The following is a 15,700-nucleotide window of genomic DNA, read 5'->3' as shown; positions in this document are numbered from 1 at the left end:
TTGAGAATTGAGAAACGTTCTCATTTATAGCGAATAATGCCTGACCAACAAAAAAGCCTCAAGCGTAAAAACGTAACATTGCTATGCATTGCGCCGATTACCACAGCCAATGGCCACATCCAGCCTGGTTTGCCGGCCTGATACTGCAGTGCATCGTGCATGCCGTGACGCCCCCGCCCCTCTCCCCGTATAATTAGTCCCTTTTGACCGATTCATTTCCCGGACCAGGCCATGCAAGAGCAATACACCCCAGCGACCGTCGAAGCCACCGCGCAAAGCGAGTGGGCAGAACACCAGACCGACCGCGCACTGGAAGATGCCAGCAAACCCAAGTACTACTGCCTATCCATGTTCCCCTACCCGTCCGGGAAACTGCACATGGGGCACGTGCGCAACTACACCATTGGTGATGTGCTGACCCGCTTTATGCGCATGAACGGTTACAACGTCCTGCAACCGATGGGTTGGGATGCGTTCGGCATGCCGGCAGAAAACGCCGCCATCAAGAATGGCGTTGCCCCGGCCAAGTGGACGTATGAAAACATCGACTACATGAAAACGCAGTTGAAGTCGCTGGGTCTGGCGATTGACTGGGAACGTGAAGTCGCCACCTGCAAGCCCGATTACTATCGCTGGGAACAATGGCTGTTCACGCGCCTGTACAAGAAGGGTGTGATCTACAAAAAGAGCGGCATGGTCAACTGGGACCCGGTTGACAACACCGTGCTGGCCAATGAGCAAGTGATTGACGGCCGCGGCTGGCGCTCTGGCGCGCTGGTGGAAAAGCGCGAAATCCCGATGTATTACTTCCGCATCACCGATTACGCAGAACAACTGTTGCAAGATCTGGATCAACTGGATGGCTGGCCGGAACAGGTCAAGACCATGCAGCGCAACTGGATTGGCAAGAGCTTTGGCGCCGAAGTGGCGTTTGACTACGATCTGGACTCCATCGGCCAGGCCGGTCAGCTCAAGGTCTACACTACCCGCCCTGACACGCTGATGGGCGCGACCTATGTCGCCATCGCTGCCGAACACCCGCTGGCCACGCTGGCCGCCGCCAGCAAGCCCGAACTGCAAACCTTCATTGCCGAGTGTAAATCCGGCTCCGTGGCCGAGGCGGATGTCGCCACCATGGAAAAGAAGGGCATGCCGACCGGCCAGTTTGTCATCCACCCGTTGACCGGCGACAAGCTGCCGGTGTGGATCGCCAACTACGTGTTGTGGGGTTACGGCGAAGGCGCCGTGATGGCGGTACCAGGCCACGACGAGCGCGACTTTGAATTTGCCAACAAATACAGCCTGCCGATCGTGCAAGTGTACGAACCGGTTGCCGGCGACGCACAGTTTGACAGCAAGACCTGGCAAGAATGGTATGGCGCCAAGGATGAGTCCGTACGCACCATCAACAGCGGCAAATACAACAGCCAGCATTTCCAGGGCGCGTTCGACGGCATCGTCGGTGATCTGGAAAGCACGACTCATGGCACCAAGCGCACCCAATATCGTCTGCGCGACTGGGGCATTAGCCGCCAACGCTACTGGGGTTGTCCGATTCCGGTGATCCATTGCCCGGATTGCGGCGACGTGCCGGTGCCGGAAGACCAACTGCCGGTCGTGCTGCCGGAAAACGTCGTCCCCGACGGCCGTGGCAACCCGCTGGCCAAAATGCCCGAGTTTTACGAAACCACTTGCCCGTGCTGCGGCAAGCCGGCCCGTCGCGAAACCGACACCATGGACACCTTCGTCGAATCGTCCTGGTACTACGCGCGCTACACCTCGCCTGATGCCCAAACCGGCATGGTCGATGAGCGCGCCAAATACTGGCTGGATGTCGACCAGTACATCGGCGGTATCGAGCACGCCATTCTGCATTTGTTGTACGCGCGCTTCTTCCACAAACTGATGCGCGACGAAGGCCTGATCCACACGGATGAACCGTTCCGCAATCTGCTGACGCAAGGCATGGTGGTGTGCGAGACGTTCTACCGCGAATACGCTGACGGCAAGAAAGACTGGTTCGCCCCGGCCGATATTGATATCGAGCGTGACGGTAAGGGCAAGATCGTCAAGGCCGTACTCAAGAGCGATGGCCAACCGGTGACGGTGGGCGGCATCGAAAAGATGTCCAAGTCCAAGAATAATGGCGTTGATCCACAAGCGCTGATTGAAAAATACGGCGCCGATACAGCACGCCTGTTCATGATGTTTGCCGCGCCGCCGGATCAAAGCCTGGAATGGTCTGATGCGGGCGTGGAAGGCGCTTACCGCTTCCTGCGTCGCTTGTGGAAACTGGTGCATGATCACGTGGCCAACGGTGGCCCGGTGACTGCGTACGCGGGCGGCGATCTGCCGGCAGAACTCAAGGGGCTGCGTTTCGCCCTGCACACTACCATCCAGAAAGTGGCCGACGATTATGGCCGCCGCAAGCAGTTCAACACCGCCATTGCGGCCGTGATGGAACTCCTGAACGCGCTGGGCAAAGCACAGATCACCGATACAACCGGTCGCGCCGTGGCGCAGGAAGTGCTGCAAGCCGCCACACTGCTCCTGTCGCCAATCGTGCCGCACGCGGCCAACGCGCTGTGGTCTGAACTGCAACCGGGCGCCCGCCTGGCGGAACAAGCCTGGCCAAAAGTCGATGCAAGCGCACTGGTGCAAGACGAAATCGACATGGTGGTTCAAGTGAACGGCAAGCTGCGCGCAACCATCCGCGTGAGCAAGGACGCCAGCAAGGACGCCATCGAAGCCATTGCACTGGCCGACGAAAACGTACAGCGTTTTGTCGAAGGCACCCCGAAGAAAGTCATCGTGGTGCCGGGCCGTCTTGTGAACATCGTCGCCTGAACATGACCAATACCAAGGGTTCTGCAATGACTGCACTGCTGCGCCGCCTGACGGCACTTCTCCTGATCAGCCTGCTGGCGGCCTGCGGCTTTCATCTGCGCGGGCAGGGCCCGAATTCGGGCTTTGCCTTTCCTGAGGCCTATGTCGACGGCAACGGTGGCGTAGCGCAGCAGCTGCGGCTTTACCTGCCGCTGCTGCCCAACGTGAAGCTGGTCAAGGATGCCACGACCAAGGGCGTCGCTAAAATCAGCATCGCCGGTGAGGCAACCAACAGTACCGTGCTGACCATCAATAGCTCAGGCCAGGCAACCGAATACCTGACCTCGCTGGTGGTAACGTTCAGCGCATGGCGCCCGGACGGCACAGCCATCATGGAAGGCCAGCAGGTCACCTTGTCACGCAGTTACTCCTACGACCCCAACAATCCGATCGCCATGACGGGTGAATCCAACCGCCTCGTTAAAGATATGCAACAGGATGCCTCGCAGCTTATCCTGCGCCGGATCAACGCGGTCGCGACGCACGGTCAGGATGCGCACTGAAGACCTGGCCCGCCACCTTAAGGGCGGGATGGCTCCCCTTTATGTGTTGCATGGCGAAGAAGGCTTCCTGACGCTGGAGTCCGCACACGCCATTCGCGAGGCGGCGTTGCGGCATGGCTATGGCGAGCGTGAAGTACTCACCGTGGAAAGCGGTTTTTCCTGGAGCCAGCTCACCGCCTCCGGGAACTCCTTCAGCCTGTTCGCCGAGAAAAAACTGGTCGAATTGCGTATCCCGACCGGCAAGCCCGGCGTGGAAGGCGCCAAGGCGCTGGAAAGCTACGCGGCTCGCCTGCCAGAAGACACCGTCACCGTGGTGCAGATGCCCAAGATTGATCGCACCGCGCAGAACGCCAAATGGTTTCAGGCGCTCTCGCAGCACGGCGAAGTGATCGAAGCCAGGCCAATTGAGCGCACCGCCCTGCCCGCCTGGATTGGGCTGCGCCTGACCGCCCAGCAACAGCAGCTTGATGCCGACGCCATGCGTTTTCTGGTGGATCGGGTCGAAGGCAACCTGTTCGCCGCACACCAGGAAGTCCTCAAACTCGGTTTGCTCCACCCCGCTGGCACGCTGTCACTCGATCAGGTGCGCGAGGCCGTAGCGAATGTGGCGCGCTACGATGTGTTCCAGATGGGCGAAGCATTGCTGGCTGGTGACGCGCCTCGTTTTATTCGTATGCTTGACGGCCTGCGTGCAGAAGGTGAAGCACCCCATCTGGTCTTGTGGGCACTCTCTGAAGAAGTCCGCGCCTTGTGGCGACTGGCGCAGGGCCGTGCCAATGGCGCCAACATGGCACAACTCTATAAAGAAAACCGGGTCTGGGGGGCCAAACAGGGCCTGGTGGACAAAGCGCTGGACCGGGTCAGTGGCCCGCAACTACGGCAAGCCCTGACCTTGGCCGCCCGCATTGACCAGATCAACAAAGGCGTCGGGCAGGGCGATGCCTGGGACGAACTCCTGAATATGTGCCTGCCACTTCTCAAGCCGACCGCAACACGTCAGGGACGCTGATCGCCAGACCCGTTACACTGCCAATAATCCGCTGCAACGGCGCACAACAACACAGATACGCGAGCAAGCCGACGATGAAAGAACAGATTCTGGTCAACATCACCCCGCAGGAAACCCGCGTAGCCACCGTTGAAGACGGGGTGGTGCAAGACATCCATATCGAACGCAGCTCGCAACGCGGGCTGGTCGGCAATATCTATCTGGGCGTGGTCAAACGCGTGCTCCCCGGCATGCAAAGTGCATTTATCGAAATCGGCCTGGAGCGCGCTGCGTTCCTGCATATTGCCGACGTCATCGAACAACGCCAGCACCCTAACGAAGAGTTGCGTATTGAACGCCTGGTGCACGAAGGCCAGCCGATTCTGGTTCAGGTCATCAAAGACCCCATCGGCACCAAAGGCGCGCGGCTCTCGACCCAGATCAGCATTGCCGGGCGATTTCTGGTGTTTTTGCCCCAGGAAACCCACATTGGCATCAGCCAGCGCATTGAAAACAACGAAGAACGCGACCGCCTGCGTTCGCGTCTGGAAAGCTTGTTAACCCAGGACCACCTGGGGTACATCATCCGGACTTCCGCCGATCACGCGACCGACCAGGAACTACTGGCCGATATCGACTACCTGAACCTGATCTGGGCCGATATCCGCCAGAAATCACAAACACTGCCACCCAAATCCCTGCTATTTCAGGACCTCTCGCTGCAACTGCGCACCTTGCGCGACATGGTCAACACCGACACGCAGGAAGTGCTGGTGGACTCCCGCGAAAACGTCGCCAAGATGCGCGAGTTTGCGCAGTCATTTGTGGCCGATGTCTTCCCGCGCGTGCAGCACTACAGCGGCGAGCGCCCGCTGTTTGAACTGTACGGCGTCGAGGCGGAAATTGAACGCGCCATGGCCCGGCGCGTGAACCTCAAGTTTGGCGGGTACCTGATCATTGATCAGACCGAGGCCATGACCACCATCGACGTCAACACGGGTGGTTTTGTTGGTCATCGTTCGTTTGACGACACCATTTTCAAGACCAACCTGGAAGCCACGCATGTTATCGCGCGGCAACTGCGGTTGCGCAATCTGGGCGGCATCATCATCGTCGACTTCATCGACATGGACAACGAAGCCCACAAACACGCGGTCCTGGAAGAGTTGCAAAAAGCACTCTCCCGCGATCGCACCAAGGTCACAGTCTCCAACTTCACCAGTCTTGGACTGGTGGAAATCACCCGCAAACGCACCCGCGAGAGCCTCGCACATGTATTGTGCGAACCCTGCCCCACCTGCCAGGGCCGCGGCCAGATCCGCACGGCGGCCACGGTCTGCTATGAAATCCTGCGGGAAATCCTGCGCGAAGAACGCCAGTTCAAGGCTCGCGAATACCGCATCCTGGCCTCACAGAACGTGATCGACATGTTTCTGGATGAAGAATCCGCCAGCCTGGCGCAACTGGTGGACTTTATCGCCAAGCCTATCTATCTGCAGGTAGAGACGGCGTATACGCAGGAACAGTTTGATGTGGTGCTGATGTAACCATGACCCAAGGTGGGCATGGGCTGTGTAAATCGCCGCAGCTGGCCTTATTATCAAGTGCAACAGGCGGCTTCACGCTACAACAGTATCAGCCGCCTATAGTCGGCATCCCCACCTCGCCCTTCAGTTTCCCTTGGACACACTTGTCGACCAGTGTCCGTTTCGCGTTTTGCGTTGGTAGTTATTGTTTTTTTTTGGCGAGAATTCTGTTCTAATCCGAACACTTTTCAAGTCATCCAATCGTTAAACCCCGAGGGTTGAGTTCCCCTCCGCGCAACGGTCGTCCCATTACGTCCGGCGGCGTGACCAAATCCCTGCAAGTAGAAAAGCTGAAACGAGCCAGCACACAAATGAAAAACAAAATCAATGCAGTTCTGATACTCGGAGCAATTGCTGCAAGCCATCTATTTACTTATTGCACAATTAGCGCAACCCACTTTCAATGGCTTTCCCGTTGGAACGAACCAGTCGGGTCGAACTCACTGCAATTTGCCATTATTTTTATTGTTTCTGCACTGCTGACCCAGCTGTTTATACCAAGCCGCAGAAATATGGCTGTCTGCGGACTCATGCTGATCTACTTGACCTATGGTGTGGGAGCTAAAGCGGGCCTTGCTACCGCTTTCTTTGCGTATTCAAGCTATACACTGGGCGCAACCATACTCGGTAACAAACGGAAGCGATCAGTTCAGGTAGAGGACCCCCTGCTCCAGGGGCTGGCTGGCCTGACCATCTGGCTGGCTTGCTTTTACCTGTTGAGCCTGACCCACTATAACCGGCGCGCCATCTATATGGTCGTACTGGCAGTTCCCGTGGTTTATACGATCCCGGCCGCTCTACACACATTCAGAGCTAACATCCGCAACTGGTGGATCAGCCCGCGTGACAACAGTGTCATCGCCCTGCTCGTCTGCTTTTTATTCTTTTTCACAGCCCGCTACGCGTTCTTTCCAACGGTGGGCTATGACGACAACGCGCTGCATCTTAAGACCTGGACAGATCTGCTCTACAACCATACGCGCACTGTCGATCTTTACAATCAGATCTGGTCTGCATCGCCGTTCACATCTGATTTGCTTCACGGCGTCATCTCCGTGTTGGCCGGTTACGATAGCCGTCCCGCACTGAATATTGCGCTGCTCCTCGTTGCGATCGCCGCCCTTTACCGGCTTGCAGCGATAACCAGTATGGGTAAATCCAGCAGCCATCTCATGGTTTGCCTGTTCCTGACAACACCTATACTGATCGCATTGTTGGGTGGCATGCAGACGGAGTTGCTGTTCCTGGCCTTGCTTGGCGCCGCTTCTACCGTGATTGCCGCAGACAGTCTCAATGCGTCCCGCTTGCTGGCGTTTATCGCCATACTCTCGTTGCTGGCGGCAACAAAGCTGACCGGGGTAGTGATTGTAGCATTTCTCTTTCTGACCCTCGTTGCGCATTTCCGTCTGGATGTCTGGAACCTGCTGAAATCGCAGTTCAAAAATCCAGTTACGGCCACATATTTAATTGTGTTGATTTTCTTTGCTGTTTTCCCATATGGATTCAGCTGGATAAAAAGCGGTAATCCGCTATTTCCGCTCTACAATGGATATTTCAAATCTCCGTGGTTTCCCTCAATCAATTTTTTTGATTCTCACTATGTGAAAGGTGCGACACTCAAAAATCTGTACGGGATGTTTTTCAATACCGGAGACTATTACGAATCTGCCAACTATGTGGCAGGCTTTCAATATTTATTTCTGACACCTGTGTCATTGTTTTGCATTGCCTTTCTACCTGGGGCCCGTCACTTCAAATGGGTACTGATTCCTGCTGCATTATTTGGCGCGGTCATGTACAGCTCGCTTCAGTATTACCGGTATCTGGCACCAATCCTATTGAGCTGCTCATTCATGATTGGAGGACTGTTTCTCTGGTTTGAACGACGCGCTCCGCTCGCACTGCCTGTAGCGTGGGTACTCGCCGGCGGGTTTGCAATCATCAACCTACTGATGGCACCTGGCATCTGCTGGTACTTTAGTAAAGCCCCTGAGCAGCAGATGACTCTGCAAGACAAGCAAAGCTTGATCGAGAACATTGCACCAGAGCAAACGCTCAACACCTTCATGAATCAACGTTTCCCCGGCGAAGGGGTCTTGTTTGAGCCCGGCCGTCCATTTGGCGCCACGCTGGCCGCAAGAGCCTGGTACACCAATTGGTACTCCCCAGAAATGGGCACCGCCATCCAGAATGTAAAAACGGTGGGGGACCTCAAGACCCTGGTACAACGCCACCCGATTCATTTCGCCTATACCAACTCCAATACGCTCTGGCAAAGCGTTGATCATCCCCGCAAGCAACGGTTTGTAATCAGCTATGGCTCGATTTTATCCCGGTACGTGACCACATACGGCGAGGTTCTACAGCAAGTCGGTGGTACGGTCTTGTACCGATTACATGACCACCCGGTCAGCTATCCGGCTCCAGTTTTCAATTTTGCAGGCCAGGCCAGTGCGCTGTTGCCTGATATTCAGGCCATCTTAAAACACGATGGCGCCCTCGTTGCACGCAAGCAGCCCAAGATCGTCACAGTAGTTCCGGTGGCGGGCCAGACCACATTCCGCTATACACTGGATCTTTTGTGTCCCGCGGCCGGTGCCACCTATATCGCCCAGATCAACTGGCGAGACCAGCCCCCCTATTACCGCCAGATATCGTGCGACCAACCTTTGCTGCACTTTGTTGATGCCGGGGTGATCCCGAATGGCACCTCAGCAGGATATGTTTATGTCTCACAAACCGATGATGTTAACCCGGTGTTCGTTAAAGCATTGAAAATCGAGCTGAAATAATGAGCCAATCCATGTCCGCACGCCCCGTCCATATCGTGGCTGCAGTCATTCCAAGCTACAAGGTGAAAATCCATATTCTGACGTTGCTGGCTGCGATAGAAGACAACGTCCACCTTATCTACGTGGTGGATGACTGCTGCCCGCATGGCTCCGGTCAATACGTCGCAGAAAACTGCAGCGACCCGCGGGTGACCGTGCTTTACAACGAGATTAACCAAGGCGTGGGCGGGGCAGTCATGACCGGCTATCGCAAAGCAGTTGAAGACGGCGCTGATATCATCGTCAAACTGGATGGGGATGGCCAGATGGACCCGGCAATCCTGCAAGATTTTGTTCAGCCCATCATGGACGGTGAAGCGGACTACACCAAGGGGAACCGCTTTTACGATCTGGAACAAATCCACCAGATGCCGGCAGTCCGCATTTTCGGCAATGCAGCCCTCTCTTTCCTGTCCAAACTGTCCACCGGCTACTGGGACCTGTTTGACCCTACCAATGGCTATACCGCCATTGCGGCCGATGTCGTCAAGCGCCTGCCGCTCGGCAAGATCAGCAAACGCTATTTCTTTGAAACTGATCTTCTTTTCAGGCTCAACGCCATCCGCGCTGTTGTCGTAGATGTCCCCATGAACGCCCGTTACGGCGATGAAGTCAGCAACCTCAAGATCACGCACGTCTTCAAGACGTTTCTTGCGTCCAATATCCGTAACACGTTCAAGCGCATTTTCTATAACTATTACCTGCGCGACATGTCGGTCGCATCGATTGAGCTACCGGCCGGCTTGACCATGATCGCCTTTGGCTTGTGCTACGGAGGCTATCACTGGATCCAGTCCATCCATCTTGATATGCCAGCGGCCAGTGGAGTTGTCATGCTGCCCGCGCTGTCCATCATTCTGGGCGTGCAGTTCGTACTGGCCTTCCTGGCCTACGATATCCGGTCAATTCCGCACCGGATCATTCACCGGAAAAAGCATTAATGAAATATCTCGCGTTCCTGAAAGAGAAAATCAAAAGCTATTCCTTCAAGGACTTGCTGTTTCTTGAAACCGAGTCGCTGGTGTTTGGCATCCTGACTCATGTTCCCACGACGTTTGGTGTTATCCTGCGCGCCATCGCACTCAAGGCATTCGCCCAACGTTGCGGTGGGTTCGCGTGGCTACAACAGCGCGCAACGTTCGTACATATGGACCGCATCACGTTTGGCAAGAATTTTGGCGTGAATACCGGTGCGTATATCAACGGAGTTGGGGGCATCGAGTTTGGCGACTATGTGCTGATCGGCAATAACGTCACCATTTCCTCGGGTATGCACCCCATTGATAACGTAAACATCCCCGTATTCAGCAGACCCGCTGTTCCCAAAAAGATAGTCATAGAAGATGACGTCTGGATTGGCGCCGGTGCCATCATTATGCCAGGCGTACGCTTGCGCAAAGGCACCATCATTGGCGCCAATGCCGTTGTGACCGGCGACACCGAAGAATATGCGGTCATGGCCGGAGCCCCCGCCCGTCTTCTGAGGTTGAGAAACAAGCATGTTTGAAAGACAGATTGTCCGGTATGTCATTGTGGCGGTGTTGGCATACCTGATTGATTTCGGTGGTTTTTTCGTTCTTCTTCACGCAGGTCTGCCGCTGGTCTGGGCTAACGTCGCGGTCAAGATTGCTGCAGCTATCTTCGGCTTCTTTGTGCACCGCAAGTTTACCTACCGTATTAAGGGCTATGGTGGTGCATGGGCTCACGCGGCAAAATATTTTGGGATAGCTTTCATCTATACACCAGCGTCGACGATGGTTCTGCTAATAATGACCCAATTTATCTCCAACGTTGCCATTGCCAAATTCGGTGCTGACGTATTGTTATTCCTGATAACTTATTTCATCACATCGAAATTTGTCTTCTTGAGAAATTGATTTTTATTAAGTCTTAATATAAATGGGTTCGTCCCGGCGAGTTGCGTCGTCAAGTCTCCATTTTGCCGCCTGGTGTTTGTGCATCGTGACAACCAAAGAGATTGCGGTGCTTGACGAGCCAAGACCTGCGCGACGGCGCTCGTCCCGGCAGGAAAACCGGGGCAAACCCCTGTTTTAATCATGTTTCCCTGTAGTCGGGCAGTAGTACCCTATGTATTGGGCGTAATGCTACTGGGCAGCTCGGCCTGATTTTTTCTACCCGGATGCATCGTCTGAACAACATAACTGTCCATTATCGTATACTCACCGGCATCGGCCCTGGTCAACTTATTCGGAGTGATCTCCGTGCACAATTTCCCAAGCGTCGTGCAGTTTTACCCTTGGCGAACAAGATGCTGCGTCTGGCGAGCAATAGCGGAGTGATCAGAATCACTCTTTGTAATCTTAAACGGGCGTAGTAGACCACTACGCATGTATTGACTTGTTATTACCCCACAAATATATCGATATGGAATTTGAACTCGTCGAGTCATCGGGCAATCGTGTTGCTCAATATATTGAGTTGTATAACGCCTGCTTTCCTCATGCGGACAAATTCCGGCATGTTTATCTGGATTGGCTCTATAACCATAACCCTGTAGGCCCCGCAATCGGAGCAGACGCTTTCCTGGATGGAAAGTTGGTCGGTCAGGTGATCTCTGTCCCTCGGGAATTCACGCTAAAAGGCAAAGTGATCAAAGGTGTCGTCGCAGTCAATGTAGCTGTGCATCCATCTTGTCAAGGCCGGCGTCTTTTCAAACGGTTAGGACTCAAGATGTGCGACATCGCAGCTGCAGCGGGATATGAAGCTGTTATTGGTGTTGCCAATGCAGCAGCAACGCCCGGCTGGGTTCGACAGATGGGGTTTCAACTAGTGGGTCCGCTTGACGCGCTTATAGGTGTGGGGCGTGTGGGCCCTGCAGATTTGCAGGATATACAGGCAGGCAGTGAATTCAGTGGCCTCTGGCGGCCGGAGACTCTCGCGTGGCGCACGACCAATCCGCTAAACCGGGTAAGGGTAGATCAGAAAGCCGAGAACAGATGGGAGGTATCGACTTCTGCGGGCAAGCCATTACTTCGAGCCATTGCGCCACTTTCACCCGTCGAGGGCTTTACTCCAACGCGGCCTACTTTGCTTGATACCGTTCAACCCAGCGTGTTTATCGGCCTGTTGCCTGGATATACATACACACGCAGATTTGTGGCCATTCCCGACAAAGCAAGGCCCTCGCCACTAAACCTGATCTACAAGAATTTGCTCAATGCCGGGGACCGAATTGATCTCACCAGTTGCTTTATCAGCTTCCTCGATTTCGATGCGTTCTAAGCAATCTCTATTCATATTCGCTCACCAGGATGATGAATTCGGCGTTTTCTCCGAGATTGAACGGAAGATCCAGGGAAATGAACGCGTATTTATCCTCTATTTGACCAGTGGAGGCCCTACTGGCGCAGGTACCCCCCGACGAGATGCCGAGAGCTTGCGCATATTAAAGCGAATGGGCGTGCAGGAGCGGGATATTTTCTTTCTCGGTAGCACGCTTGCAATTCCAGATGGCAAGTTGGTGGAATATCTTGATCCAGCGTGGCGCGCCTTGCAGGATCTATGGCACCAACTTGGCGGCGTTGACGATTTGTATGTGCTTGCTTGGGAAGGCGGTCACCAGGATCATGACGCGGCTCATTTACTGGGGGTGGCCTTGGCTTCATGCCATGGCATCCTTGCCCGCTGCCATCAGTTTTGCCTGTACACCGGCAGAGGCCTTGCCGGCAGCCTTTTCCGCCTGTTCGCTCCAGACCCCGCCAATGGTCCCCTGCATGTCACTCGCATACCCTGGCAAAAGCGCTGGTGCCATTTGCAGTTTGTGTTGATGTATCCATCCCAGGTCAAGACCTGGATGGGGCTTTTTCCGTTTTTCCTGTTCCACTACCTGTTCCGCGGCACGCAGGTGCTACAACCGGTTTCGCTTGATCGGCTAAATGAAGCGCCTCACCCGGGCTCACTTTTGTATGAGCGCCGCGGCTTTTACCGCCGTATTGATTTTTCCCAGCACGCCACCCAGTTTCTCCGGCAGAGGCAGTAATGAGAATTGCAATAACCGGTGCAACCGGATATATCGGTAAGGGGTTGGCTAATTATGCCCGCAAGCGCGGCATGAAAGTCCTATCCCTGTCCCGAACCCAAAACTCGTTTACGGCTCAGGAATGGATCCCGTATAACCTGCAGCAACAAGAGCCCCCCGTTCTTCCATCCGGAATTAGCGCTGTTGTACATTTGGCCACCGCCGGTCAATTGAGTTCTCCAGCCATGGCCCAGCAAGAAGTCGAGGCTACCGAGAAATTAATCACAGCAGCCACCAACGCCGGCGCGCTTTTCATCTTCGTTTCCAGCCAGACTGCAAGAGCAGATGCCCCTACGCTGTATGGCCGCTCCAAAGCAGCCATAGAATCGATTGTGCTCGAAGCAGGGGGATATGTAGTCAGACCCGGCCAAGTCTATGGTGGAACAGAGCAGGGCCTGTATGGGCAATTGACCAGCGTTGCGCGCAAGTCAGTTGTCCTGCCTGCATTTCTGCCTTCCCCATTGATTCAGCCCATCCATCTGGAAGACTTGTGTGAAGCGCTAGTCAATCTCATCTCGATAAGGCCGCAATCAAAGATTCTCCAGATTGCACAAGCCAAGCCTGTCTCATTCACATACTTCTTGTCCCAAATTGCCGCAGTAAAAGCACCTGAGCGAAGAATTCTATTCATTCCGGTACCGACACTACTGGTTCGTTTTGCCGCAGGCTGCCTCGGCAACTCGCTGAGCACCCGCCTCGGCATAGGGAGACTTTTATCCCTGTTTGATCTGCCCTTCATGGAGTCGGCATCGCATCTTGCATCGGTTATGGTGCGCCCAAGACCTTTGCGGCGGGGGCTCAAAGGTGGAGGTGTAAGTGGGGGGGGGGCAAAGCACCATCAAGACCGGCGTGCCCTATTGATTGAGGCTACCGCAATACTGGGTTATGTAATGCGCAAACACTGTGCCCCTGTAGCAGGGAGGCATTATGTTCGTGCCATTGAGCAACTACGAGATGGCAGGCCTCTTGATTTACCCTGGCAGGGCGAGGCTTTATCAATTTGGCTCCCCTTTATCGATGACCCGAGCTTGATGGGGGCGAGAAACGAAACTCAACGACGCGAATTCTTCTGGCGTCTGGATGCAGCAACAGTGATGGCAGAGGCCTCACCGGCAGGAGCCAGACAATTTATTGGCTTAGGCCACAAACATGGCATGATTGCTTACGGGGTACAGATGATAGGTGCACTGTGCCGTGAATCAGCAAGCTTTCTATTACGCATTTGCACCAGACCGATTCTGCGACGTCTCCTCGTCAGGGCAAACGGCTAATTATGGATTTCGATATCATCATCGTAGGTAGTGGGCCGGCTGGTGTCTCTGCCGCATTTCCCTTGCTGGAACAAGGATTGCGCGTACTGATGCTGGATGGGGGGGAAGCACAGCAAGAGATCACCCCAGAGCTGCCTTTTCTGGAAGGCCGGGTAAAAGATCCGAAGCAGTGGCAATGGATGGTCGGTTCAGATTTTTATGCGCTGAAAAATTCAGCCGCAATTTCGCCCAAATTGCGAATTCCTGGCCATGAATATGTATTTCGCAACTTTGGCGAAGCAAACAGTATCATCTCTGATAATTTTGTAGCTGTCGGTTCACTGGCGCCAGGCGGGCTTTCAAACGCTTGGGGGTGCGGCGTAGCCAGACTCTCAGCAGACGAGTTGGCAAGTTATCCTTTTAATCCAGCAGATCTTGATGCGTCATACCGCGAAGTCACTCGCCGGATTGGCGTTAGCGGGGACACGCAAGATGAATTGGCAGGCTATTTCGGGCTAGCCGATAGCGCGCTCCCGGCCATTGCCCTTGATGCCATGCATAACTCGCTGGAACAGCGTTATCGTCTGCGCGGACATCAACTACGCAAACTTGGCTTCGCGCTGGGACGGTTTCCAGTTGCAGCGTTAAGCCAGGACGCTGGCAGCCGACACGCTTGCAATCAATCTGGCAACTGTCTCTACGGTTGCTCTCGCGGTGCACTGTACAACGCGAAATTTGATTTGCAGCAGCTGCGACAACACCCTCGCTTTAACTATGCGAACCTGGTTGTAAACAGATTGTACCGGGACGGGAACCTCTGGCAGGTGGAGGGGCAAGAACATACGACTGCGGCCCTGCGTAGCTACGCGGCGGCTCGTGTAGTTTTAGCCGCGGGTACTTTAGCCACAACAAAACTTGCGTATCAAATGCTTGGGCTCAAAACGGAGGGCAGAGTTCTTTCCTGCCCTACTGCAGCCTTTGTGCTGTGGCTACCCTCTTTCTTTGGAAGCGCTCGCCGCGCCTCTTTCGGCTATGGGCAACTTGCGTTTGTGCAGACACTCGCCAGTGACGTCAAAGCGTTTGGCTCGACATTTTCGACCAGCGGCCTTCCCATGTCCGAGTTTGTCAAACACCTCCCCTTGAGGCGCCCGCAAGCGGTAGATGTCGCTCGTACCTTGCTCAGTTCATGTGTCGTTGGAAATTTATTCCTACCCGGGCATCTCTCGGAAAACAAAGTACGCTGGACGGGCTCTCAGTTGCACGTACAAGGCAACTATAGTGAGCGGGTACCGCAGTTGCTATTGGAGGCGAAAAGGCAATTGTCCCGGGCCTATCGTTCACTCGGAGCATTCATGCTTCCAATGAGCTTCACACCGGGCCGACCCGGCAGCGATATCCACTATGCGGGCTCATTGCCGATGCGCAATACCCCCGCATTGGGAGAGACGACTGTCACAGGAGAACTCATTGGCGCCCCAGGGGTCTTCGTGGCCGACGGTGCCTGCTTGACGACACTACCTGAAAAATCTCATACCCTGACTATCATGGCCAATGCTGACCGGATCGGAAAACTGCTCGGGGCCAGAGATGGGTACGCAGCCGCTAGCTAGAACAAGT

At 54.9% G+C, this 15,700-nt stretch carries 11 protein-coding genes and 1 pseudogene; all 12 read left to right on the top strand.

Annotated elements, in window-relative coordinates; genetic code table 11:
• Window positions 1-231: 231 nt before the first annotated feature.
• Window positions 232-2,847: a leucine--tRNA ligase gene (gene leuS, locus HNQ50_RS15690; RefSeq protein WP_184102140.1), complete on the top strand. Its 2,616-nt coding sequence runs from the start codon at window positions 232-234 to the stop codon at window positions 2,845-2,847.
• 26 nt (window positions 2,848-2,873) lie between these two features.
• The gene (locus HNQ50_RS15685) at window positions 2,874-3,389 is read left to right on the top strand and encodes an LPS-assembly lipoprotein LptE (protein WP_184102139.1); all 516 of its coding nucleotides are present in this window, start codon (window positions 2,874-2,876) and stop codon (window positions 3,387-3,389) included.
• Complete coding sequence (gene holA, locus HNQ50_RS15680) at window positions 3,379-4,398, top strand: DNA polymerase III subunit delta (protein WP_184102138.1); 1,020 nt, start codon at window positions 3,379-3,381, stop codon at window positions 4,396-4,398. The genes HNQ50_RS15685 and holA overlap by 11 nt, the downstream gene beginning before the upstream one ends.
• 74 nt (window positions 4,399-4,472) lie before the next feature.
• On the top strand, window positions 4,473-5,924 hold the full coding sequence (rng, locus tag HNQ50_RS15675) for a ribonuclease G (RefSeq protein ID WP_184102137.1): 1,452 nt from the start codon (window positions 4,473-4,475) through the stop codon (window positions 5,922-5,924).
• A 302-nt stretch (window positions 5,925-6,226) separates the two neighbouring features.
• Window positions 6,227-8,755 carry a hypothetical protein gene (locus HNQ50_RS15670; protein ID WP_184102136.1) on the top strand — a complete coding sequence of 843 codons (2,529 nt, stop codon included), beginning with the start codon at window positions 6,227-6,229 and terminating at the stop codon, window positions 8,753-8,755.
• An 11-nt stretch (window positions 8,756-8,766) separates the two neighbouring features.
• Entirely contained in the window at window positions 8,767-9,735 is a 969-nt protein-coding gene (locus HNQ50_RS15665) for a glycosyltransferase family 2 protein (protein ID WP_246428744.1), read from the top strand.
• Between the two features lie 392 nt (window positions 9,736-10,127).
• A pseudogene (locus HNQ50_RS22555) lies at window positions 10,128-10,301 on the top strand (DapH/DapD/GlmU-related protein); the annotation flags it as partial.
• Window positions 10,294-10,671: a GtrA family protein gene (locus tag HNQ50_RS15655; RefSeq protein WP_184102133.1), complete on the top strand. Its 378-nt coding sequence runs from the start codon at window positions 10,294-10,296 to the stop codon at window positions 10,669-10,671. The pseudogene HNQ50_RS22555 and the gene HNQ50_RS15655, both read left to right, overlap by 8 nt.
• Window positions 10,672-11,179: 508 nt before the next feature.
• The gene (locus tag HNQ50_RS15650; protein WP_184102132.1) at window positions 11,180-12,037 is read left to right on the top strand and encodes a GNAT family N-acetyltransferase; all 858 of its coding nucleotides are present in this window, start codon (window positions 11,180-11,182) and stop codon (window positions 12,035-12,037) included.
• Window positions 12,027-12,794, top strand: a complete 768-nt coding sequence (locus tag HNQ50_RS15645; protein WP_184102131.1) for a PIG-L deacetylase family protein — start codon at window positions 12,027-12,029, stop codon at window positions 12,792-12,794. The genes HNQ50_RS15650 and HNQ50_RS15645 overlap by 11 nt, the downstream gene beginning before the upstream one ends.
• Window positions 12,794-14,104 (top strand): SDR family oxidoreductase, encoded by a 1,311-nt coding sequence (locus HNQ50_RS15640; RefSeq protein ID WP_184102130.1) that lies wholly within the window; start codon window positions 12,794-12,796, stop codon window positions 14,102-14,104. Before HNQ50_RS15645 ends, HNQ50_RS15640 begins: the two co-directional genes overlap by 1 nt.
• A gap of 2 nt (window positions 14,105-14,106) precedes the next feature.
• On the top strand, window positions 14,107-15,693 hold the full coding sequence (locus tag HNQ50_RS15635) for an FAD-binding protein (protein ID WP_184102129.1): 1,587 nt from the start codon (window positions 14,107-14,109) through the stop codon (window positions 15,691-15,693).
• Window positions 15,694-15,700 lie beyond the last annotated feature (7 nt).

It is taken from the genome of Silvimonas terrae (assembly GCF_014202765.1).
In the GTDB taxonomy this organism is placed as follows: Bacteria; Pseudomonadota; Gammaproteobacteria; order Burkholderiales; family Chitinibacteraceae; genus Silvimonas; species Silvimonas terrae.
This window is presented reverse-complemented; position numbering and strand designations above follow the sequence as displayed.